We start from the raw sequence: 22,697 nt of genomic DNA on the forward strand, positions 1-22,697 counted from the left end.
GGAGCCACCTCGGGGAATCCTCCTCCCCCATAGCCCGTTACTTGGGGCCCCTGCCCCAAGTACTCACTGCTCCTCCGGAGCCCGGGTCGTCTCGGCTTGCCATACTAGGCAAGCCTCACCGTACCCTTCGATTCCCCTTCGGTGGCTTCTATATTTCAAAAGCGCCGAGCTTGCGCCCGGCGCTTTCATTTGTGGAGCCACCTCGGGGAATCGAACCCCGGACCTCTGCTTTACGAAAGCATTGCCCTACGGCGTGTCGGCCATGCTTGGCCGACATTTGGATAGGCGGCTAAGGCCGCCACCTCTAGCCGCAAGCCGCAGTATCGGACGAACTTAGCGCCTTTGCGCGAAGTTCTGTCCGGCGGCTTACCAGCTGAGCATGAGGCAAACGAAAAACGGCCGCTTGCGCGGTCGTCTTTCGTGGAGCCACCTCGGGGAATCGAACCCCGGACCTCTGCTTTACGAAAGCATTGCTCTACCAGCTGAGCTAAGGTGGCGTCTGTGTGATGGGACCAGCTAAGCTGGTCTCACCTCGCTTTTTTCGCTTTTTAAACCGAGCTGAGCTCGGTGGAGCGGGTAACGGGAATCGAACCCGTGTCTCAACCTTGGGAAGGTCGCATACTACCATTGTACTATACCCGCCCGGATAGCTGCAGGCGCGATTTGTCCCCAGCTGAGCCTGATCCCGCCTCATCCGGCACGCTTGGTCAAAGACGCGAATTATTATATACTTGTCCTATATCTTTGCAAGAACGCCGCCCCGGCAGCGGCCCAGAGGACCATGATCCGACTTAAGAGCGTCACCAAATTTTATCCTCACGAAGTCGTGGGGCTCAAGAGCGTCAACCTGCATATCCGGCCGGGCGAGTTCGTGTCCGTGGTCGGCCAGAGCGGTAGCGGCAAGACGACGCTCGCCAAACTGCTCATCGCCGAAGAACGCCCGACCAAGGGCCAGATCATCATCGGCGGCTGGGATATTTCCGCTATCAGATCTTCGGAGATCCCGCTCCTGCGCCGGCAGATCGGCGTGGTCTTTCAGGATTTCAAACTGCTGCCCAAGAAGACCGTCTATGAGAACGTCGCGTTCGCTCTCGAGGTCTGCGGTGCGAGTTCCAAAAAGATCGCGAGCATCGTGCCGCAGGCGCTGAAGATCGTCGGGCTCTTGGGCAAGGGCGACCGCTATCCGTTCCAGATCTCCGGCGGCGAACAGCAGCGCGTGGTCATCGCCCGCGCCCTTGTCCACCGGCCGAAGATCATCGTCGCCGACGAGCCGACCGGCAATCTCGATTCCATCAACACCCGCGAGATCATCGATCTCCTGAAGAAGATCAACGAGTTCGGCACGACGGTGGTCCTCGTCACCCATAATCGCGAGGTCGTGAACGAACTCCAGCGGCGCGTCATCACCATCGACAAGGGCCTGGTCGTTTCCGATCAGGAGGAGGGGAAATACGTCCTATGAGCTTCGTCTCCCTCGGCCGCGTCATCAGATTCGGCGCGCAGAATTTCACCCGCAATGTCTGGCTCGCGGCCGCGACCGTGAGCGTTCTGGCGCTCACGCTCGTGTCCATCAACTGCCTGGTCGTCGTCAATCTGCTCGGCAAGGTCGCGATCGACCTGGTCAAGTCCAAGATCGACGTCGCGGTCCATTTCAAGCCGGAGATCGAGGAGGAGCGGGTACACACCGTCCGCGTGTCGCTCCTGTCGCTGCCGGAGGTCAAGGAAGTGGAGTATGTTTCGCCGGCCCAGTCGCTGGAACGGTTCTCGCAGCTGTACAAGAAGGACGAGCTGATCCAGAAGTCGCTCGGCGAGATCGGCGACAATCCGTTCGGTTCGACCCTGATCGTCAAGGCCAAGGCGCTCGACGGTTATCCTAAGATCATCAAAGCGCTCGACGAACCGATCTTCTCGACCCTGATCGAGGAAAAAGATTTCGACGACCGCGAAATCATGATCAGTCGTGTCGAGCAGGTCGCGCGGCGCGTCGAGACCTTCGGCTTCGGCGCCAGCCTGTTCTTCGGCCTCATCACCCTGCTCATCATCTTCAACACCATCCGTGTCTCGATCTACACCCATCGCGAAGAGATCCGCATCATGCGCCTGGTCGGAGCCGCTGACAGCTTCATTCGCGGACCGTTCTACGTCGAGGCGATCTTGTGGAGCACGCTCGCCATGCTGGCGGCGGCCGCCCTGATCTATCCGCTGCTCAGCCTGCTGCAGCCGTTCGTGCAATCATTCTTCGGCACGACCTCCGTGGATCTGCTGGGTTTCTACCGGGTTAATTATCTGCGTATTTTCGGTTCGCAGTATCTGGCCGTGGTCGTCATGGCGCTCGTCACGACCAAGCTGGCGACCGGACGGTATCTGCGCGCCTGACCTATGTTCCGCAACAAAGCCCATCACGAAGCCTCCAACCAGGCCGCGTTCTTCCTGCTTTTCGGTCTGGCCTTGTCCCTGGTCCTGCTTAGCGGCGTCCTGTGGCTCAGCGTCGGTTCGGGCATGGGAGCGAATAAAATCCTCGAGACCGGCGGGTCGGATCTGACGCGGTTATTGCCGCCCGGCTGGGCCGCCGTTGCCGGCTCGGAGGTCTCTTTTGACGACCCGGTTCGGCCGGCCCTGGTTTTCGCCGCCCGGCACGGACAGGCCGGAAGTTTGGAGCTGGCGGTCTGGGACCGGAAAGCCGGGGATTATCGCCTGGCTGCGCAGGTGGATTCCCGCCTGACCTCGCAGGTGGAATTGGAGGTTGCGGAGCTCGGCCAGGGGGCTGAGCAGGCGCTTTTGGCGACCGCACCGCTCGCTAATTTGAACGCCAAAGGGATTTTTTTTGCGGTGCGCAACGGCGACCGGCTGGAGATCGCGCGCATGAAGACCGGGACCGGCCAAGTGCTGCCCGCCTTTTTTATTGACGGCTCCATTCCGAACGGCGATTCGCGGGTGGCTTTTTATGACGTGACCGGCGATGGTTTTGACGAGGTGGTGGTCACGCGCCGGTCTTTCGGCGGCGCCGGCCCGGAGGCGTCCTGGGGCCGATCGGCGGATGTTTTCGAATGGAGCGGCGGCCTGTTCGTCTACGATCAGGAAATGAGCTGGGCTCTGACCAAGAGCGCGGAGGTTTTTCCGGAGCCGGCGGATCAGGAATAGGCGCTTGACGCGGGACCGGTCAGACCATAATCTGGTCTTTTGAGATCCGGCGGTCGATAGTCGTTTCAGCTCGGGGGTCGTCTAAAGGTAGGACCGCAGCCTTTGAAGCTGCTTATCTTGGTTCGATTCCAAGCCCCCGAGCCGAGTCGATTATCGCTGGCGCCGCGCGAAGCTGCTTACCGCAGGTCCGTCCGTCAGGACGGACATTATAAATACGCGGCGGTGGCCGCCACCGCTTGCGGCAAGCCCGCCCTGGTTCCCGCACGAAGTGCGGGGCGGGCTTATCTTGGTTCGATTCCAAGCCCCCGAGCCGAGTCGATTATCGCTGGCGCCGCGCGAAGCTGCTTACCGTATTCTCATAAAAAAATCCCGCAACTCATCAGGTTGCGGGATCGAATTTGGATTCAGAACAGTTTGAGTCCGCGCTGCCAGCGGCGCAGGACGCAGACCGCGCCGACGCCGCCGTCCGCGAGCAGGCTGCAGAGCGGGTAGGCGAGATCGATCCACTGTCCTTGCCAGCGCAGGACGACGACGATCAGGCTGATGATATAGGCCAGGCCGAAACCGAACCAGGCGAGCGGTTTCTCGGTCAGCGGATCGCGCCAGACGCCGCGGAAAGTGGGGATGTTCGAGATCAGGAAAGCGACCTGGAGGAGCAGGTTGGCCCAGGCAGCGTCCCGCGAGACCCACCAGATCAGTCCGGCCGTCGAACCGATGGCGAGAATGACTCCGTCGAAGCGCGAGAGCCGGGAAAGTTTTCCTTTGCTCGCGGCCAGGGTCAGGGTCACGGCGCAGGCGGCGGCGCCGGCGATGGGCGTGACCGACTTGGCCCAGTCCGCGCTCATGATGAGATAGCTCGCGGCGTTCAGGCCGGCCAGGAAAGTCCACAGGAGCCAGGTCGTGGTGTTGGGGCGCGACGCTCCGGTGAGCATTTGGCGATTATAAAGAGCATAAGAGGACAAGTGGATGAGACCGGCCAGGAGGCCGAGGCAGGAGCTGATTTCTAACATAGGATATATGGTAACAATAGCATTGGCGGAGAAGAAATTGATAGGCCACATCGAAATATCGACTTTCGGATGGTCAAGATATTCCGGATCAGGCTGGCATTGGTGCGCGGAAGCTGTGAATGATCGGTTGGATTGTCGATCGGGTAGATATCCACAACCCTGTTCCAGTCGATTTTTTGTTGTACTGGTTCAGGGTGGTGGCTCTGGGATCAAAGTTCATAATACCACCCTCCCCTTGACACATATGAAAAAATGTAATTATAATATTGATATATTCTAATACTGAAGTATTTTTTTATGGTAAAGGCGGAGCTTAAGTCTTATAGGGATGTTTTGACGAATAAGAAGGTCCGTCATCATGCGCGGATGTTGCGGGCTATTTCTGGCCAGGCTCGTTGGCAGGTGCTGATGTTACTCCGGAACTCGGAAAATGGCCTTACAACCACGGATATAGCCGCAATTCTTAAGGCTACTCTGTCGCGCGTTTCTCATCAGTTGCGCATTCTTAAGGGTCATGGTCTCGTGAAAACCCAGCGCTATGGACGCAACGTGGTGTACGCCTTGGCCAACCCGTTGATCAAGGATTACATCGTCCTACCCTAAGATCGTCAGTTCGACCGGCCGCCTCACGGCGGTCTTTTTTTATCCGCGCGGTCGCCCGGGATCAGCGCTCTCACCAAAGTCTTGAAATATTTATCAAACCAGTTTATAATTCACCAGTCGAAGAAATCTTCAGCGAAACGAGTATGGATTCAGGAGCCATCAAGCTGATCTTCAGCGCCCTGGCGAATCCGATCCGTCTGGACATCCTGCACGCGCTTTATCACGGCGAGAAGAACGTGACCGAACTGGTCCGTGAACTTAGGCGCGATCAGAGTTTGGTCTCCCATAATTTGAAGCGACTCGTCGCATCTAAGCTCATCCGTTCCCGCAAGGAAGGGCAGTTCCGGTACTACTCGCTGCATCAGGGGTCGGTCGCCCCGCTTCTCCGCAACATTGAGGAACTCAAGAAATTCATGGTCAGTAAAAGCGACGAGGTGCGCCGCCAGACGCAGGCTCGTTATGATCAGATCGTCCGGATGACTCCGGCGGCTCTCTTCATCCAGAAGAACGGGGCGGTCACTTTCGCCAATCGCGCCGGTCTGAAATTGCTCGCCGCCAAGAAAGAGTCCGATATTATCGGCCGGTCGTTCGAGGGGCTCACTAGTCCGGAATGCCGCGTCGAGATCAAGAAGAGATACATGGCCATGGCCGATGGCCGCAAACTGAAGGCTTATGAGACCCGGATCGTGCGGTTGGATGGCCGGGTCATCGATGTCCTGGCCAACGAGGAACCTTTGCAGGACGGCAGTAATAACAGCTGCATCGCCGTGCTGGTCGATATCACCGAGCAAAAGGAGATCGAGCGGAGGCTAGCCGCGGATCAGAACCTGATCAGGATGGCGTTGTCCGCGACTCGTGCGGTCGCCTGGCGCTGGGATATCAAGACCAACCGCGTAGAGATGCTGGGTGACGCCATCGGCGTCCTGGGGGCGCGGCCGACCACCTCCCAGGCTATCTGGGCGTTGCTGCATCTTGATGATCTGCCTGTGATGCGCGGCGATTTCGAGGCTTCCATGACCAAGCCGCGCGCCTCTTACGTCCGCCGCTGCCGGATCATCCGTCCGGATACCCGCGAGGTGAAGTGGGTCGAGCTCCACTCTTTCGGTTTTTACGAGAACGGGGTGAAAACACTCGTCGTCGGCATGGCGATCGAGGTCGAAGGAAAGTAGGAGAGCGGATAAAGGGAACAATGCCCCGCGCTGAACGTGCTGGGCGTTTTTAGTTCGCCGCGGCGGAGAGTCGTGGCAGGTGCGGTTGCGCCGCGCGCCGTGGAGGGTCCGGGTCGCGCGAGCGAGGCCGGGCCAGCCTTCGCACGTCAGCCAGTCTTGACTTTTTGTCGGACTCGTGCTATCTTTGGGGCCACGGTACAACGATCGATTTCCGGCCGGAAACAAGGCGTCTCAAGCGTCACGATACGAAGGCCATGTCGAACTTTACCGGGTAAAGGTCGTCTAAAAAGAATGCCCGCCGATAAGCGGGCCACACATATGGCTTTCGAACCTCGCCAGGGCGGTTTCCCGCCACGCCAGATCTTCGACGTTTCGGCCATGGGTCTCAAGTGCGCTGATTGCGGCGCCGACATCAAGGAACTTCCTTTTGAGCCCAAGACCGATCGCCCCGTCTACTGCCGCGATTGCAACCGCAACCGCCGCCAGAGCTACGGTCCGCGCAAGTTCTAATGGCAAAAAACTCCCCGCCGCAAGGTGGGGAGTTTTGTTATCGGGCGGATCGCGGCGCGGGCGCGCGCGGCTGTCCGTTGTTCTACTTATCTTGACTTTATCGGCGGCTGACGTAGGATGATCTGTCAGAGTTCTTTTTCAAACCACAGGAGGCAATAAATGAACGCGGACCGAAAAGATGAATTGAAGGCTTGTCAGGACAGTCTGGTCCACTTGGCCACTTCCGACGGATCAGCCCGACGCCGTCATGACTCAGCGTCCGACGAAGACGGCTGGCTGGAGGGTTTCGGCTCGCCGTACGCGGCTGATTTCGACAAATTGCTGTGCAGCAAGGCGATCCGGCGTCTGGGCCGCAAGACCCAGGTCATCGCACAACCGCGGAATCGCCATGTGCGGGACCGGCTCAGTCATTCGTTCGAGGTGATGAGCACGGCCGCCATGATCGGCCGGATCCTGGGCCTGAACGAGCAGCTTTGCCGCTCGATCTCGCTTGGACACGATATCGGCCACACGCCGTTCGGCCATGCCGGCGAATCGTTCCTGGCTCGCAAGACCGGGAAGAACTTCCGGCACGAGATCTTCGGCGCGGTGATCGCGCAGCAGATCGAGCGCCGCGGCGGCGGCCTCAACCTGACCTGGCAGACCTTGAGCGGCATCCGGAACCATTCCCGCGGGTCCGGCGAGCTGCATACTGCCGGTCTCGCGCCGGAGGATGCTGTCGTGATGTACGCCGACAAGATCAGCTACATCTTCGCCGACTTCAATGACGTGTTCACGCGCCGGCTGGCTAATGGCCAGTCGCTGCTCGTCGGGGATTTTCTCGGACTGGCCGAGGTTGTCGCCTGGTTCGGCGCGAATCATCGCGAGCGCGTCCAGACCTGCGTCACCGGTCTCTGCATCGAGTCGGCCGGAGCCGGCGCGGTCAGTTTCAGCGGATCGGAGACTGCTCTCCGGTTCGCCGACCTGAAGAGCCGCATGTACAAGGTCTACGGCCGGGTTCACGCCGACGTCGACGAGCAGAAGATCCTGGAAGGCGTCTTCGCCGCTCTCGCCGAGTCCGCTCCGGACTACGATCCGGCCGTCTTGCTCGCGTTGCTCAATGACGAGGACGTGGCCTGGCTGGACGGTCTGTTGCACCAGGGCGTCAGGATGACCAGTGATATTCTCGCGAATCTTTCCGTCGCCGATATCATGCGCCATCTTCTGAACAAGAGCATCGATTTCACCAATCCAGATCTGGATTGGTGACAAGATCCAAGCGCCGTCCTCAGGACGGCGCTCTTTTTATCCGCAGCATCGGACGTCGCTGGTTTCGCAGCACGCCGCTCGGCGTGTCGGGAGCGGATAAAAAAACCGCTCCGGGCGCTGGGCGCGGGGCGGTTGGAGGTCAGAGCCGGGAAACGATCCGGCGGAGATAGCTGCCGAGAGCCGCCGAGGAATTCTTGGCGCGCTCGAGGTTGGTCTCGTGCGAGTGTTCTTCGACGTCGCTGTTCGTGACGAGTGCGAGCGCCAGGATTTTGGTTCCGGGATAGAGCGCTGCGACGCAACATTCCGGCAGGACGCTCATGCCGACGACGCTGGCGCCGGTGGCTTCGAGCAGTTTCTTGTCGTAGCGGCGGCTTTCGAAGAAGGGGCCGCGGACCATGACGTGTCCGCCGCCGCCGGCCGCGAGGCGCGGTTCGGTTTCGAAAGCGGCCTCGAAAGCGAGATTGCGCAGATGTTCGTCGAGCGTGTCCTCGGGCGAACAGAACTCGCCGGCGAAGAGCGGCATCTCCGGCGCGTACAGGGTGACGAAGCCGTCGATGACGCAGATGTTGCCGATCGCGAACTTGCGGCCGAGAGCGCCGGCGGCGCAGGTGACGATCAGATTCTGGGCGCCGAGCTGGATGAGCATCTCGGTCTGGAGCCGGACCATCGCCGCGAGCCCAGGGTCGCTGGGCGCTTCGTTCAGGTGGACTCGTCCGGAGAGCGCGGCCACGGTCTTGCCGGCGAGTTCGCCGACGAGGACTTTGCGGGCGTGGCCTTCGATGCCGCGCAAGCCGTTGAATCCAGGAAGTTGGCAGAATTCGACTTCGCGTTGGTTGTCGAGCTTGAGCGAGCTGCCCCAACCGGTGCCCAGGATGAGTCCGGCGTCGATCCGTCCGACGTTGAGCAGATCCCTGATCTTGGCGGCAGCCTTTTCGGCGATGGCTTGATGTTTGAAACTCCTCATGTTCGTTCTCCGTGGCTTGGTGAAAAGAGCTGTCGCGAGCGTAGTGTTTTAAGACGGTTCTGTCAATCCCGCGGCCTGTTTGGCCGCCCTGGGTGTATAATGATCTGCGAGAATATCCATATTTTATGCTGTCGCGCCCAGACCTCGAAAAAATGATCCGGGAAGCGATCCTGGCGATACCGGAACCGATCCGCCGGCGGATCGGCAATGTTGCCGTGGTCGTCGAGGATCGCTGCCGCGCCGGCGAAGATTGCGACGGCGGATATTGGGGCGAGAATGATCTCCTGGGACTGTTCGAGGGTGTGCCGCTCGTCGACGAGGGGATCGAGACGAGCGGTCTGCTGCCGGCGAAGATCACGATCTTCAGGAGCGCGATCGAAGAAGAAGCGGAGACGCCGGCGGAGATCCCGAAGATCGTCCGCGAGACGGTCTGGCACGAAGTCGCGCATTACGTCGGTTTTGACGAGGCCGAGACGGAGCGGCTGGAGGAAAAATGGGAACGGGGTTTCGCCGGCCGGAAGTTCGATCAGGGTTGAGATCGCCGGCGGAATAAAAAAATCCGCCTCGCGTCAAGCGCGGGGCGGTTTTGCGTTCAGAGGCTGCTGAGGAAGCTGGCGACGGCTGAGATGGCCGCTCGCGATTTCGCTTCCCAGGAATCGTCGTTCCTGATGAAAGTGAAACGCGGGTGCTGACCCCAGATCCTGGCGATGCGGCGGCCGAGTCTGACCGCGGTTCCGTACGTTTCGGAACGGGCCGGATTGTTGGCCGACATTTTCTCGAAGATCTCCCGGGGCGGGGTTTCGAGACAGATCACGAGATCGTAGAGGCTGAATTCATGCTCGCGAGTGGTCCGACAGGCGTACTCCAGTTCCTTGAGGCCGCCGCGGATGTAAGCGGCGCCGTCGATGGTGCCGCGATCGAGCAGCAGAGCCTTCTTGTCGTCGCTTGCGGCCTGCAGGTCGGAGATCGTTTCGAAGCCGCGCTGGACGCGATAGATCGTGCGCTGGAATTGGCGCGCGCCGACCGGGTCGTTCATCGGCGGTTTCACGCCGACCTGGGCGATGACGATTGTCGCGACCTCGGGGACGCAGTGGAGCGCGCCGCCGAAGCGTGCCTGGAGTTCGGCCATGAGCGCGCTCTTGCCGGAGCAAGGGCCGCCCGTGAGCACGATCCGCGGCCTGCGGTTCGGCAGTAGCTCGCGGACCGGACGGTCAGAGCCGGAGTCGGCGATGTCGCGCGCGAGCCGCGCCAGATGGCGGTTCGTGAGCGATTGCGTGACCTCGGTGGCGTCCTGGATCCAGTCGGGCAGGCGGAGGTCGAAGTCAGCCGAGGGCATCTCGTATTCGGCGAGCACCAGCCCGGTCAGGGCGTCGTGGAAGAAGTCGATCTCCCAGCCGTCGCGCACGAAGCGGGTCTTGCGAATGACGTCGCTGCAGGAATTCAGCAGGAATTCGGCCGCTTCGACCGTGACGGGCTGGTTGTGTTCCTGCCGCACGGCACCGCAACCGTCCTTGCGGGTGATCTCGGCCCGAGCTGACTGGTCGCGTTTGCGGGTGATCCGGACGCGCAGGCTGAACTGGGGCGGGGTTTCGAAATAACCCTGGACGATCTCCTTGTTCGGAAAGCGCTGGATATCTGGATCGATGGAACGGACTAGGAAACGGCGTTCGATCTCTTCGATGGTGTTGGGCATGATAGCCTCCTTTTGGCAAAGAACGATCCCGAAGCTGCGAGGGCGTCGGGCGCGCCGTTACCTTAGGCGGCCGCGGCGAAAAAGTCAAAATCCGGCTGACAAAAAAAGACCCGTCCAGCGGACGGGTCACAGAACGCGATTGAGGGTCACTTGAGCTTGGTGCTGGCGGCCATCGCGTCGAAGATTGGCAGGACCAGCGCGTTCGCTTCAGCTGGCCAGTGGCCGGCGAAGATCAAGATGAACCGCGGGTTTTCCGGCAAGATCCGGATGGTGACCTTTCCGACCCTGCCCGAGACCGTAGTCACGATGAACGAGGCCTGGTTGTCATCCTCGGCGGAGGTTATTTCCGAAACCTGGGCGCCGCTTTTTTGAACGCCAGCCGCGAAGTCCGTTGCGATCTTAATCGGAGAGCCGATCGCTGCCGGCAGGAGGCCGACCTTGATCAGGACTTGCAGTTTTTCGTTGATGACCAGGTTGTCGAGGTCGCCGGGCGTGGTGGAGGGGCCTTTCTGCAGATGCAGCCAGCCTTCCGGAACATCAATCAGCAATTGGAGCTGTTCTGATGGCGGCGGGCCTTGGTACTGGCGCGGGGTTCCGAGATCGGAGCCCGAGGCGCGGGTCCGGGGTGCGGCGCAGCTGACGGCGAACAGGGCGAATAGGGAGATGAGCGAAAAGCCCAGCTTCTTCATGACGGACTCCTTGTTTTGTGGCGAAGAACCAACAGCGGTCTTGTTCCGCTGGTCGGACCTTAACACAATGACGAGGGATGTAAAGCCGGTGCGCGGCGTTCTGGGCCGGACGGTCTCGTAAATCCGGTCGGCAACTATTATAATATCAGGGTCGCATCCTGCGCGGTTCTCTTGTGGACGCCGGACGCGTTCAAAGCTATGAGATATCCCGGTTTAAAAGCGCAGGAGGTCAAAGATCTGCGATTCCAGTTCGGAGCCAACGTCCTGCCGGCCGAACGCGTCGCTTCGGGGCTGCGTATTTTTTTGGCGCAATTCACCAATCCGCTGGTCTACATTCTTTTGGGCGTCGGCGGGATCTCCCTGGCCATCCGGGAATATCGCGACGCCGGTTTCATCCTGCTGACAGTCGTCCTGAATTCGGTCTTCGGTTTCGTCCAGGAATACAAGGCACAAAAGACCCTGACCGCCCTGAAAAGGATGGTCCAGCCGACCGCCAAGGTCATCCGCGACGGCGTGCGCCAGGAGATCGTCGCTTCTGAATTGGTGCCCGGCGACATTGTCTTTCTGACCGTCGGCGATCGCGTACCGGCCGATGCTGCGGTCCTGGAAGCGGCGTCCTTTTTCGCCGACGAGTCGTTCCTGACCGGCGAATCCGAACCGGTCGCCAAGCGCGCCGGCGACGAGGTTTATATGGGGTCGGTGATCTCCTGGGGCACAGCGACGATCAGGATCTCCAAGATCGGTTCGGCCACCAAGATCGGTGAGATCGCCGCTTCGATCAAAGAGACCGTCCAGCCGCCGACGACCCTGCAGGTCCGACTGGAGAAATACACCCGGACTCTGATCGCGATCGCCGTCGGCATCAGCATCCTGCTCTTCATCATCGGTTCCGCGACCGGCGTCGGTCCGGCGCAGATGTTCCGGGTATCGACCGTGCTGCTCATCGCTATGATCCCCGAGGCGCTGCTCATGGCCGTGACCCTGATCCTGGCCATCGCCATGCAGAAGATCCTGAAGCGCAAAGCCCTCATCCGGAAACTCCTGGCTGTCGAGACTCTCGGTTCCGTGACCACGATCTGCACCGACAAGACCGGCACCCTGACCGAGGGCAAGATGCGGGTGACCGAGGCTGAATTCGTCGATCGGCAGTCCGGATTGGACGTGATCTGTCTCTGTAATAATATTTCCGACGCCACGGAGATCGCGCTGTGGGATTATCTGGCCCGGCAGGAAAATTTCGATCCTCAGGCCACTTACGATCGGTCGCCGCGAATCCTGGAAATACCTTTCAATAGCGAACATAAGTTCATGGCTGCCGCCAACTGCGCGGCCGCGTCAACCGAATGTTCGCTGTCGGTCAAGGGCGCACCTGAAGTGGTCTTGGCTATGACCGAGCTCGCGGCGGAGGAACAGGCGGTCATCTTGAAGAAGGTCGAAAAATGGGGCGGCGAAGGTCTGCGGGTCCTGGCGCTCGCGCGGCGCGCGCTGGCCCGGGAAGAGCTCGATTCCGTCGCGGTCGGTTCGATGCCGACGCTCAAATTCATCGGTCTCGTCGGTTTGTGGGATCCGCCGCGCCAGGAAGTCAAGGAAGCGCTGCGGACGGCCCGGGAAGCCGGCATCAAGATCAAAGTGATCACGGGTGACTACCGGCACACGGCCGTGAAGATCATGGATCATCTGGGGCTGGCGATCGGTCCGAACGGTCTGCTCGAGGGGCGCGAGATCGACGGACTCAGCGACGAGGCTCTGAGATCCCGGGTGACCGAGGCTGTGCTGTTCACGCGGGTCATGCCGCGGCACAAGCTCAGGATCGTGAACGCCCTGCAGTCCCTGGGCGAGATCGTGGCCATGACCGGCGACGGCGTGAACGACGCGCCGGCCCTGAAGAAGGCTAATATCGGCATCGTGGTCGGCACCGCTTCCGAAGTGGCCAAGGAAACCGCCGACGTCATTCTTTTGGACAGCAATTTCAAGACCATCGTGGCCGCCGTGGAAGAGGGGCGGGTCGTGTTCGAGAATATCCGCAAAGCCATCTTCTACATGCTGGCCAATTCTTTCAGCGCGGTCATGATCACGTCGGGAGCGATCATCTTCGGCTGGCCGATGCCGCTCTCCGTCGCCCAGATCCTCTGGATCCACCTGATCTGCGACGGGCCGCAGGACATCACTCTGGGACTCGAACCTAAGGAAGAGGAGATCTTGGGTGAAGGCCCCAAACGGCTCAGTGAGCCGATCCTGGACCGGACCAGATTGTTCCTGATCTTCAGTACGTCGTTCCTCTCAGCCGCTTTCGCCCTGTCGCTGTTCTGGTATTTCGGCTTGCGCCTGGCCGATATGGAACTCGGGCGGACCATGGCGCTCACGGCGGCCACGCTCGGTTCGATCCTGTTTATCATTCCCAGCCGCAGCTTCCGCAAGCCTTTCTGGCGCTACGGCAATTTCTGGAAGAATCCCTGGCTGCTCGCCGCCGTAGCCATCAATCTGACCCTCCAGATAGTCGTGACCTATGTGCCGTATACGCGTAATTTCTTGAAGCTGGCGCCGCTCGGAGCCGCTCATTGGGGGCTGCTGTTTTTGGGCATAGCCGCCATGATCATGTTCATCGAGGCGGTCAAATGGTGGCAGCAGAAGCATGGCCTCCGGCTGCGGACCGGACGGGCCGGCAGCGCCGTCGTTTAAGGCGGATTTCTCGGCCGACTGGCGCGGCTGGTTGACAAGGGCGCGATCTTGGTATAAGCTCAGGCACGTTATTACTCCGCTATTCGGCGGAGCCGGACTCGATCCTCTGGAGTGTCATCGAATTAAGATGCGACCCTGAAGGCTTCGGGTCGCATATTTCGTATGACCGAGGATAAAGAAATCGGGTCAACCGGACCATTATTCACCGAGCTCGCGATCGCGCCCAAATTGCAGGCGGCGATCAGTTGTTTGGGTTTCACCAAGCCGACGCCGATTCAGCTCAAGGCGATCCCGCTCGCTCTCGAAGGGCACGATCTCATCGGCATCGCCCAGACCGGCACCGGCAAGACGCTGGCGTTCGGTCTGCCGATGGTCCAGCGCATCGCGCAGCTCAAGGCGCGGGCCTTGGTCGTGGCGCCGACGCGCGAACTCGCCCAGCAGATCGAGGAGATGCTCATGTGTTTCGGCAAGTCGATCGGCCTGCGCACCGCCGTGCTCATCGGCGGCGCCGCCATCGGTCCGCAGAAGAAAGCCTTGTTCGCCAATCCGCACGTCATCGTGGGCACGCCGGGCCGCATCATCGATCACCTGGAACAGCGGACGCTCGATCTCACCAAGGTCAAAGTGCTCGTGCTCGACGAGGCCGACCGCATGCTCGACATGGGCTTCCTGCCGCAGATCAAGCGTATCCTGCAGTCCGTCCCGTCCGACCGCCAGACTTTGCTGTTCTCCGCCACGATGCCCGAGGCCGTGACCCGCATCGCCGAGCGCTGGATGAAGAATCCGCAGCGCATCGAGGTGGCGCCAGCCGGTACTCCCGCCGAACTCGTCGAACATCAGCTTTACGTCGTCCGGCCGGATCAGAAGCTGCGGCTGTTGCGCTGGCTCCTGGACCAATATAAAGGAACGGCGCTGGTCTTCACGCGCACCCGTTACGCCGCCAAGCGCGTGTGCGGCGTCGTCCGCGACATGGGACACACCGCGGCGGAGATCCACTCCGATCGCTCGCAGATCCAGCGTAAGGAAGCTCTCGATGGTTTCAAATCTGGCAAATACCGCATCCTCGTCGCGACCGACATCGCGGCGCGCGGCATTGACGTTTTCGGCATCGAACTCGTGATCAATTACGACACTCCGGAGAACCCGGAGGATTACATCCATCGTATCGGCCGCACTGGCCGGGCCGGCCAGAAGGGCAAAGCCATCACCATGGCGATGCCGGACCAGGGCGGCGAAGTGCGCGACATCGAACACTTGGCCGGCATCTACCTGCCGGTGAACAATGTTCCGGACGCGCTGCCCGACCTGCCGCCGCGCCGGCATGCGGAGCATGATTCGGATGGCGGTTCAGGCCGCCGTTTCGGCCACGACCGCGATCGCGGGCATTCGTCCGGCGGCCATCGCCCGGATGCCGGCGGTTATACTTTCTACGAGGGTGAACCCAGCCGTCCCAGCCATCGCCCCGGCGGCAATCGGGCCCGGCGGCCTTTCGGCGGACGTCCTTCCGGCGGCCGGCCGACTTTCGGACGCAGTGGCGGGGCTCGGAGGCGCCGCTGAGCGGCATCAGCCCGTTGAATAAATAGCAGCCCCGTGAGGCGTATCGCGGGGCTGTTTGGTATCTGGCACGGCTGCGGGAGTGTGTTAATATGAAAAGCGCTATTCGCGGACCTGCGCTGTTATGCAAGAAAAGTTTGTCGAACAATCCGGCTGTCGGCTGAGATATCTTCAGCAAGGGGAGGAGCCGGTCTGGCTCATTCATACCGGCACGCACGGCGATGAGCAAGCGGTCATTGATTCCGTCGGGCGTTATTTGCGTTCGCGCGCCGGGGTCTTGCCGGATCTGATCTGGGTGCCGGAGACAAGTCCGTCGGCGGTCGCGCGCGGGACGCGCCTGAATGCGCGGGACGTGAATTTGAACCGGGTCTTCTATGACGATGCGGAAGAGCCCGAGGTGCGGGCTAATCTGCGTCTGCTTGCCGGCCGGAGCTTCCGTCATTTTTTGTCGGCCCACGAGGATCTGACCACGGATAAATTTTATCTGTACGAGCAGGACGATAATTCGGCGACGCCGGAGTTCGCGCGCCTGTACGCCGGACTCGCCGCGCTCGGCATCGGCCTGTACGAGGGTCTGGATGACGACGATCCGGTGCTCGGCAATGACATCAAACGCGGATATTTTTTCAGCCGCACATCGCGGCGCCCGAACGGCGTTCTCGATGGCACGGTCGAAGGGTATGTCGGGTTCAACCGTTTGGCGTCGGGCAAGATCATCACCGCCGAAGTGCCGGGGCGGCTGCCTCAGGAAAAGAAGGATGCCGTGGTGGCGCTGTTGTTCGAATATTTGGCTGGGAGTGACGGAGTCAGGGAGTGACGGAGTCATTAGAACTTCAAAGCGCATAAAAAAGAGCGGGATATTATCCCGCTCTTTTTAAATTTACTTCGTCTCTCCCTGACTTCGCATCTTCTGCCTACTGCACGAACGGCCCCACGAACTCGATGCTTGCGTCCGGCTTGATGATCGTCTTGCCGCCGATAGGGATGAGCAGCGGATTCTTCGTCACGCCGTGGCCGAAGTTCGTGACCATGAGTACGGGCAGCGGGTCGTTGCTTTCGATGCGATCCTCCAGGACCTCGCTCAGCAGATATTGGATGTAATGCGGCGCCGATTCGGTGGTGAATTCGCCGCAGTTGGCGGCGTTCGGCGTTACCGGCGCGGGGTTCGCCGCCGGCGCGGCTCCTGGCACGGCGGGCGCCGGAGGCTGGCCGAAGATCTGGTCATATTTGCGTTCGGCGCTGGCGTAGTCCTTGTCGTCCATACGGCCGATGACGATCGCTCGGAGTTGCCGGAAGACGCGGCGCTGGTCGAGCGCGATGACGATGCGATGGAAATCCTCGGCGTCGAGATCAACGTCCTCCATGAACAGGATGAATGGTTTCCAGGAGGCCGAGCCGTAGCGGCAGACGTCGAGCATGTCGCGGAAAGTCTCCAGATTGCCGCCGATGGCGATGCCTTCGATCGGTTTCGTCGGCGGGGGACAGGTCAGCCAGCGGCTGCCGGGTTCGTTGAAGGAGAAATTCTGGGTCCGGCCCTCGATGACGTCGAAGAAGAGCTGGTGGTTGTCGTGCGAGAAGATACCGCCGGCGTTGGCGTAATGGAACGTCAGCAGGTCAATCTCGAAATAAAGATGATTGATGAGGAAAGTCGTGTCGCTGAAGCCGTTCACGATCGGCGCCTGCTTCTTGATGACCTTCAGATCCTCTTCGGAGAGATGCCGGACGATGTCGCCGCAGCCGGTGCCGCCGTAGATCGGCAGGAGCCAGTTGGCGTTCTTCGAAGCCGCGCGGAATTGCTTGAGGCGTTCGCGTTCGGAGGCCGCGAGATAGCGCGGGTCGAGTTCGTGCCGCTCGACGTCGTAGACCTTGGTCTTCGGGTAGGACTTGGTCAGTCTTTTCACCGCCGCCTCGAAACCATGAAGATCGCTGCGTCCGACCGGGGACGAAGTATGCACGAGATTGATCTGGCTGTCGGGCGTCAGGCGCTTGGGGAGCAGCATAATATCAGTCTTTAGGGTAAGCGGTGAGACCGTCTTTGCGGCGGGCTTCTTTTTCGGCGGCGTTGGCGTATTCGTGAGCGTCGTTGTAGCACTTGCCGCGTTTCATGAGCGCATACTCGAACAGCTCGTGGACCGCGATGTATTTCAGTTCCGGTCCGGCCGCCGCTGAATCGAGCCAGATCTCGTTTTTCGGGACGTACTTGTAAACCAGGTTGTGTCCGCCGAAGAAAAAATCCGGGTCCAGGTGGCGGCGTACGGCCGGGCCGTCCGCGAGATAGATCTTGAGCTGGCCGTGTCGGGCCAAAAGCTCGAGGCGGCAGCGTTGCGGCAGGTCGCGATTGAATTTATCCGGACGCAGCAAGGCTTTGGCTTTTTCCCAGCCGAATTTTTTCACGAGCCGCTTCTTGATCCTGTAGACATGCAGCAGAAAATCCTTTTCCGGCAGAAAATACCGCTCCAGCCAGAGTTGGCCGGGCTTCACGTACGGATAGATGTCTTGGTCTCCCAGAGCGCAAAATTCGATGTCCTGGGTGTTGCGGATTTTGAAACCGTCGACGATCTTGAGCTTTTTGGCGGCCATACTGATAATAGCGCTTATTTTAGCTTAGTATCAGCTCTTCAATCTTTAAATACTGTGGGTTGATCGTAACCTGTTTTGGCCTTAAAGTCAACCCTGAGGATCAGGCCGAGGCAGTGGCCGTGATTGCGCTTAATGCTGAAATTGGTATATTTCCCGGGTCAATGCGTTATGGAATTCAAACTTTTGAAGCGTTCGCGGCATAGCCGGGCCCGGCTCGGCATCCTGAAGACGGCTCATGGCGAGGTTGAGACCCCGGCCATTGTTCCGGTTGCCACCCAGGCTACGGTCAAGACGCTCACTTCGCGGCAGGTCGAGGAGGCCGGTTGCCAGCTGCTCATCTGCAACACGTTCCATCTGCACTTGAAACCCGGCGAGGAAGTGGTGAAGCGCGGCGGCGGGCTGCACGGGTTCATGAACTGGAAGCGGCCGCTCATGACCGATTCCGGCGGCTACCAGGTGTTCAGTCTGGGCTTCGGCCGCGACCTCGGCGTCGGCAAGATCGCCAAGCCCGGTTCGGCGAAGCGCGTGAAGAGCGGCCAGCAGCCGCACCTCCTGAAGATCGACGAGGACGGGGTCTGGTTCACGTCCTACATCGACGGGCGCAAGGTGTTCATCGGGCCGGAGGAATCGATCCGCATCCAGCAGGCGCTCGGCGCGGACATCATTTTCGCGTTCGACGAGTGCACGGCGCCGTCGGCCGACAAGGCCTACACCAAAAAATCGCTCGCGCTCACTCACCGCTGGGCGGCGCGCTGTCTCGCCGCGAAGAAAGGGGAGCGGCAGGCGCTCTATGGCGTCGTGCAGGGCGGCCGCTTCGAGGATCTGCGGCGCGAGAGCGCGCGGTTCATGGCCGGACTGGATTTCAACGGTTTCGGCATCGGCGGCGAGTTCGGCGACGACAAGAAAGCGATGGGCCGGATGATCCGCTGGGTCACGGACGAACTGCCGGAAGCGAAACCGCGGCACCTGCTGGGCATCGGCCATCCCGACGATCTCGTCACGATCGTCAAAGCCGGGGCCGACACTTTTGATTGCACGGCGCCGACCCATTACGCCCGCCACGGCACAGCCTTCGTTTCGAATGGCCGTCTCGATCTGAACCAGAGCCGTTTTCTCAGGGATCGCCGGCCGCTCGATCCGCGTTGCGGCTGCTTCGTCTGTGCTGAGCACACGCGGAGCTACCTGAGTCACTTGATCCGCGCCAAAGAGGTCGCCGGCATGGTGCTGCTCACCAGCCATAATCTGCATTTTTTCAACGGCTTGGTCGCCGACATCCGGCGGCGGATAAAGAAAGGCCTGTTGTGAGCGTCGCTTTGAGCCTGAAAAAAATGCTGCAGCGGTACGATTACGATTTTCCGCCGGAGCTCATCGCCAAGGAGCCGGCGTCGCCGCGTGATGCCGCCCGGCTTTTGGTCTATCGCCGCGCCAAAAAAGACATCGTTCACGCGCGCTTCCTCGATCTGCCCGGCCAGCTGCCGCCCGGTTCCGTGCTGGTCTTCAATGAGACTAAGGTCGTGCCCGCACGGCTGGTGCTCCGCAAGCCGACGGGCGGCAAAGCCGTCCTGCTTTACGTTGACCGCGCCGGCCGCGATCTGCGGTTCATGGCCGATCGCCGGCTGGAGATCGGCTCGACGCTGACGCTCGACGCGCGCCATCATTTCAAGATCACCGGTCAGCAGGCGAATTTTTATCTGCTGCGGCCGCTTTTTCCCATGGCGCGTTTTCCGGGACTCCTGGAACGTCACGGCTTGACCCCGCTGCCGCCATACATAAAAGACTCGCCGCTCACGGAAGCCCAGGCGCGCGAGAAATACCAGGCGGTCTTCGCGAAACGCCGCGGGTCGGTCGCCGCGCCCACGGCTTCGCTGCATTTTACCGGGCGGCTGCTCGCCAAGCTCCGCCGGCGCGGTTTCGACGCGCGGTTCGTGACCTTGCATGTCGGGCTCGGGACTTTCGCGCCGGTCACGGAAGATCACTGGCGCCGCGGCCGCCTGCATCGCGAGCGCTACGAGATCGATCCGGCGACGGCCAGATTCCTTGAGCGCGCCAAGCGGCAGGGGAGGCCGATCGTCGCCGTCGGCACCACCGTGGTCCGGACGCTCGAGTCGGCGGCGGACGACCGCGGCCGTCTCCGCCAGCTCCGCGGCGACACCGACCTCTTCATCCGCGAGGGCGCGAAGTTCCGGTTCGTGGACGCGCTCGTCACCAATTTCCACGTGCCGCGTTCGAGCTTGCTTATGCTGGTCTCGGCTTTCGCCGGCCGCCGCGAGGTCCGGAAATTATACAGGCTGGCGATCGCGGAAAAATACCGCCTGTTCTCGTTCGGCGACGGCATGCTGATCGTCTGACGTCCGGTCGTCAGCTGGTCGGGGCTGCGGAGATACCTTATTCGGTCATTCTGTAATATACTGTTCCTGATAAAGCGCTGGGCCGACCAGCCCGGCGAAATCTATGGAAGCAGAAAAACCGCTTGATACGACCGCTCAGCCAGTTCATCTGGCCCGCACGCTCGGACCCGGATCCATCATTTTCATGGGCATCGGCTGCCTGATCGGCGGCGGTATCTTCACTTTGCTCGGACCGGCCGCTGGTCTCGCCGGACCAGGACTTTTTCTCGCCATGATCCTCGGCTCCAGCGTGGCCTTCCTCAACTTGCAGATGTACCTGGCCTTGGGCACCACTTTTCCGGAGGCCGGCGGCGGTTATCTCTGGGTCCGCAAAGGGCTGGGCAACTTCCAGGGTTTCATGTCCGGCTGGCTCAGCTGGTTCGCCCACGCCGCGGCTTGCGGCACGTACGCCCTCAGCTTGGCCTACTACGGTTACGAACTACTGCGCATGGTCGGCTTCGATCCGGGCATCAGCGTCGCTTCGTTCATGAAAGTCTTGGCCGTCGTCCTGATTCTGCTCTTCGGTTATCTTAACTGGCGCGGCACCAAGAGCATGGGTAACGCCGGCATCATCATCACCGGCGGCCTGCTGACCGTGCTCGCGGTTTTCATCGCAAGCGGTTTCGCCAAGATCGGGGCCGCGGCCCATCCACTCGCCAATTTTTCGCCGTTCCTGCCGAATGGTTTCTTTGGCGTCATCGCGGCCACGGCGTTTTTCTATATCGCCTTCGAGGGTTCGGAGATCCAGGTCCAGGCCGGCGAGGAAACAAAGAATCCGGAACGCGACCTGAAGGTCGGGCTGATCACTTCCTGGGCCGTCGTCTCGATCCTGTACATCCTGGTCAGTTTCGTCGTGATCGGCGCCACGCCGGCGGAGGGCGGAGCGGTCCATAAGGTGTTGAGCGGCTTCGGCGAAGGCGCGATCGTCCGCGCGGCCGAAGCCTTCATGCCCTGGGGCGCCGTCCTCATGACCATCGGCGGCTTTTTGGCCAATCTCGCCGCCCTGAACGCGACGATCTTTTCGGCCAGCCACGTCGCCTTTGCCATGGCCCGCGACAACAACATCTGGTCCCGGATGTCCCGCGTCCATCTGAAGAACTTCACGCCGGATCTGGCGGTCATCGTCTCGACTCTGCTCGTCTCCGTCATGGTCGTGGCCCTGCCACTCTTCGATGTCGCGAGCGCGGCCTCGCTGCTGTTCGTGCTCCTGTTCCTGCAGTTGAACCTCGCCGGCATCACCATCCACCTCAAGTTTCCGGACATACGCTGGAAATATCGCATCCCGTTCTTTCCGGTCACGCCGCTCCTCGCCATCGTGCTGTATGTCTTCCTGGCCGCGACGATGCTCCAGACCAACCTGACCGCTTGGCTCGTGACGATGGTCTGGATACTTTTGGGCCTCGTCAATTATTTCGCCTACGCCGCGCGCAAGGGCCGCGAGCAGTTCGAGGCCGAGATCGTCTACGAGGAACAGGTCCGTATCGGTCCGAAGACCGGCCAGCGGCTCCTGTTGCCGATCATGCCGACCGCGACCTTCGAAGATATCGCCAAGCGCCTGGAGACCGCCGTGGTCATCGCTAGCCGCATGAAAGGGGAGATCATCATCCTCATGGTCCACGAGGTGCCGCAGCCGCTGATGCTGCTCGACGGCGCGACGATGACCCATGACCGCCAGATGCTCGACAATATCAAGCGCTGGGTCGAAGAGTTCAATGAAAAGACCCCCGGCCTCGATCATGACATCAATTTCCACAACCTGGTCATGGTCGGACGCGATATCACCGACACGATCCTGGAGGTCGTGAAGATGGAGGATTGCGACCTGCTGATGCTCTCCTGGAAGGGTTACACCCGGGTCAAGGGCACGGTCTTCGGCAGCAAGATCGACCGTATCCTGCGGGAGGCTCATTGCGATCTTCTGGTCCTCAAGGATCCGCAGCCGGTGAGTTCGATCATCTTGGCCGCGAATCCCAAGGGCAAGAATCCATCATTGAAACTGATCGGCGAGATCTACTCGGCGCTCAACGCCCAATACCATCCCAAGACCGAGCTGTTCTGCGTCCTGGGCAAAGAGGTGCCGGTCTATCTCAAGACCGACCCGACGGCGGTGCTCGGCGGTTTGGGTCTTCAAAAACAGGATGTCCAGGATATCAAGTTCACGAGTTCCAGTTCCATCACCAAGGCACTGATCGAAGAAGTGGACAGCGTCAGCGCCGACTTGGTCATTGTCGGGGCTTCCAAACCCAAGTTCCTCAAAGACATCCGTTTCGGCCGGATCCCGGAGTCGCTGGCCAAACATCTTGAAGGCTCGTCGCTCATGATCGTCAAAGCCCACCAGACGGTGGCCGAGGCTTTCGGCGAGCGGTTGCGCGATTTCCTGGCGCGCCGGCCGAAGAATCTGCCGCCCGCGCCGCCTGTTTAGCAGTTTCAGCCTGTGGTATAATTTTGTCGGCTTTAAATAATCTTTTTT

The 22,697-nt window shown here is 60.7% G+C and carries 19 protein-coding genes, 4 tRNA genes and 1 pseudogene; 15 read left to right on the forward strand and 9 right to left on the reverse strand.

Going from position 1 to position 22,697, the window contains the following annotated elements; all coding sequences use genetic code 11:
* Positions 1-192: 192 nt before the first annotated feature.
* The 3 genes from WCT10_00200 to WCT10_00210 form a co-directional block, all read right to left on the reverse strand.
* Positions 193-299 (reverse strand) — tRNA-Thr (locus WCT10_00200).
* Positions 300-421: 122 nt separating this feature from the next.
* Positions 422-497 (reverse strand) — tRNA-Thr (locus tag WCT10_00205).
* Between the two features lie 71 nt (positions 498-568).
* Positions 569-642, reverse strand: a tRNA-Gly gene (locus WCT10_00210).
* Between the two features lie 139 nt (positions 643-781).
* On the opposite strand from WCT10_00210, the gene ftsE reads away from it, so the two are divergent.
* The 4 genes from ftsE (at position 782) to WCT10_00230 (ending at position 3,282) form a co-directional block, all read left to right on the forward strand.
* Entirely contained in the window at positions 782-1,462 is a 681-nt protein-coding gene (gene ftsE, locus WCT10_00215; GenBank protein ID MFA6603247.1) for a cell division ATP-binding protein FtsE, read from the forward strand.
* Positions 1,459-2,376: a permease-like cell division protein FtsX gene (locus WCT10_00220; GenBank protein MFA6603248.1), complete on the forward strand. Its 918-nt coding sequence runs from the start codon at positions 1,459-1,461 to the stop codon at positions 2,374-2,376. Before ftsE ends, WCT10_00220 begins: the two co-directional genes overlap by 4 nt.
* 3 nt (positions 2,377-2,379) lie before the next feature.
* Positions 2,380-3,141 (forward strand): hypothetical protein, encoded by a 762-nt coding sequence (locus WCT10_00225; protein MFA6603249.1) that lies wholly within the window; start codon positions 2,380-2,382, stop codon positions 3,139-3,141.
* A 70-nt stretch (positions 3,142-3,211) separates the two neighbouring features.
* Positions 3,212-3,282, forward strand: a tRNA-Gln gene (locus tag WCT10_00230).
* A 263-nt stretch (positions 3,283-3,545) separates the two neighbouring features.
* Here WCT10_00230 and WCT10_00235 read toward each other — a convergent pair.
* Positions 3,546-4,151 (reverse strand): hypothetical protein, encoded by a 606-nt coding sequence (locus tag WCT10_00235; GenBank protein ID MFA6603250.1) that lies wholly within the window; start codon positions 4,149-4,151, stop codon positions 3,546-3,548.
* Positions 4,152-4,484: 333 nt separating this feature from the next.
* Between WCT10_00235 and WCT10_00240 the strand changes: the two genes are divergently transcribed.
* The 4 genes and pseudogenes from WCT10_00240 to WCT10_00255 all read left to right on the forward strand — a co-directional run bounded on the left by WCT10_00240 (position 4,485) and on the right by WCT10_00255 (position 7,681).
* Positions 4,485-4,754, forward strand: coding sequence for a metalloregulator ArsR/SmtB family transcription factor (locus WCT10_00240; GenBank protein MFA6603251.1), 270 nt, complete (start codon positions 4,485-4,487; stop codon positions 4,752-4,754).
* A gap of 143 nt (positions 4,755-4,897) precedes the next feature.
* Complete coding sequence (locus tag WCT10_00245; GenBank protein MFA6603252.1) at positions 4,898-5,923, forward strand: metalloregulator ArsR/SmtB family transcription factor; 1,026 nt, start codon at positions 4,898-4,900, stop codon at positions 5,921-5,923.
* A 390-nt stretch (positions 5,924-6,313) separates the two neighbouring features.
* A pseudogene (locus tag WCT10_00250) lies at positions 6,314-6,433 on the forward strand (CxxC-x17-CxxC domain-containing protein).
* A gap of 159 nt (positions 6,434-6,592) precedes the next feature.
* Entirely contained in the window at positions 6,593-7,681 is a 1,089-nt protein-coding gene (locus tag WCT10_00255) for an HD domain-containing protein (protein MFA6603253.1), read from the forward strand.
* Between the two features lie 139 nt (positions 7,682-7,820).
* On the opposite strand, the gene WCT10_00260 is transcribed toward WCT10_00255, so the two are convergent.
* Positions 7,821-8,645, reverse strand: a complete 825-nt coding sequence (locus tag WCT10_00260) for a hypothetical protein (protein ID MFA6603254.1) — start codon at positions 8,643-8,645, stop codon at positions 7,821-7,823.
* Between the two features lie 125 nt (positions 8,646-8,770).
* Between WCT10_00260 and WCT10_00265 the strand changes: the two genes are divergently transcribed.
* On the forward strand, positions 8,771-9,181 hold the full coding sequence (locus WCT10_00265) for a metallopeptidase family protein (GenBank protein MFA6603255.1): 411 nt from the start codon (positions 8,771-8,773) through the stop codon (positions 9,179-9,181).
* A 56-nt stretch (positions 9,182-9,237) separates the two neighbouring features.
* On the opposite strand, the gene WCT10_00270 is transcribed toward WCT10_00265, so the two are convergent.
* Positions 9,238-10,338 (reverse strand): AAA family ATPase, encoded by a 1,101-nt coding sequence (locus WCT10_00270; protein MFA6603256.1) that lies wholly within the window; start codon positions 10,336-10,338, stop codon positions 9,238-9,240.
* A 146-nt stretch (positions 10,339-10,484) separates the two neighbouring features.
* Positions 10,485-11,027 carry a hypothetical protein gene (locus tag WCT10_00275; GenBank protein ID MFA6603257.1) on the reverse strand — a complete coding sequence of 181 codons (543 nt, stop codon included), beginning with the start codon at positions 11,025-11,027 and terminating at the stop codon, positions 10,485-10,487.
* Between the two features lie 198 nt (positions 11,028-11,225).
* Between WCT10_00275 and WCT10_00280 the strand changes: the two genes are divergently transcribed.
* From WCT10_00280 to WCT10_00290, 3 genes are all read left to right on the forward strand, one after another.
* The gene (locus WCT10_00280; protein MFA6603258.1) at positions 11,226-13,706 is read left to right on the forward strand and encodes an HAD-IC family P-type ATPase; all 2,481 of its coding nucleotides are present in this window, start codon (positions 11,226-11,228) and stop codon (positions 13,704-13,706) included.
* A 162-nt stretch (positions 13,707-13,868) separates the two neighbouring features.
* Positions 13,869-15,263 (forward strand): DEAD/DEAH box helicase, encoded by a 1,395-nt coding sequence (locus tag WCT10_00285; protein ID MFA6603259.1) that lies wholly within the window; start codon positions 13,869-13,871, stop codon positions 15,261-15,263.
* 121 nt (positions 15,264-15,384) lie between these two features.
* A complete protein-coding gene (locus WCT10_00290) occupies positions 15,385-16,077 on the forward strand; it encodes a hypothetical protein (protein ID MFA6603260.1) in 693 nt (230 codons plus the stop codon).
* Positions 16,078-16,174: 97 nt separating this feature from the next.
* On the opposite strand, the gene WCT10_00295 is transcribed toward WCT10_00290, so the two are convergent.
* Both WCT10_00295 and WCT10_00300 read right to left on the reverse strand, forming a co-directional pair.
* Positions 16,175-17,260, reverse strand: coding sequence for an LD-carboxypeptidase (locus WCT10_00295; protein MFA6603261.1), 1,086 nt, complete (start codon positions 17,258-17,260; stop codon positions 16,175-16,177).
* A gap of 4 nt (positions 17,261-17,264) precedes the next feature.
* The gene (locus WCT10_00300) at positions 17,265-17,840 is read right to left on the reverse strand and encodes a hypothetical protein (GenBank protein ID MFA6603262.1); all 576 of its coding nucleotides are present in this window, start codon (positions 17,838-17,840) and stop codon (positions 17,265-17,267) included.
* 168 nt (positions 17,841-18,008) lie between these two features.
* On the opposite strand from WCT10_00300, the gene tgt reads away from it, so the two are divergent.
* The 3 genes from tgt to WCT10_00315 all read left to right on the forward strand — a co-directional run bounded on the left by tgt (position 18,009) and on the right by WCT10_00315 (position 22,649).
* A complete protein-coding gene (gene tgt, locus WCT10_00305; protein MFA6603263.1) occupies positions 18,009-19,145 on the forward strand; it encodes a tRNA guanosine(34) transglycosylase Tgt in 1,137 nt (378 codons plus the stop codon).
* An 8-nt stretch (positions 19,146-19,153) separates the two neighbouring features.
* Positions 19,154-20,188 carry a tRNA preQ1(34) S-adenosylmethionine ribosyltransferase-isomerase QueA gene (queA, locus tag WCT10_00310; GenBank protein MFA6603264.1) on the forward strand — a complete coding sequence of 345 codons (1,035 nt, stop codon included), beginning with the start codon at positions 19,154-19,156 and terminating at the stop codon, positions 20,186-20,188.
* A gap of 103 nt (positions 20,189-20,291) precedes the next feature.
* Positions 20,292-22,649, forward strand: coding sequence for an amino acid permease (locus WCT10_00315; protein ID MFA6603265.1), 2,358 nt, complete (start codon positions 20,292-20,294; stop codon positions 22,647-22,649).
* Positions 22,650-22,697: the final 48 nt, after the last annotated feature.

This window comes from Patescibacteria group bacterium (genome assembly GCA_041667185.1).
Taxonomy (GTDB): Bacteria; Patescibacteriota; Patescibacteriia; order SG8-24; family SG8-24; genus JBAYFM01.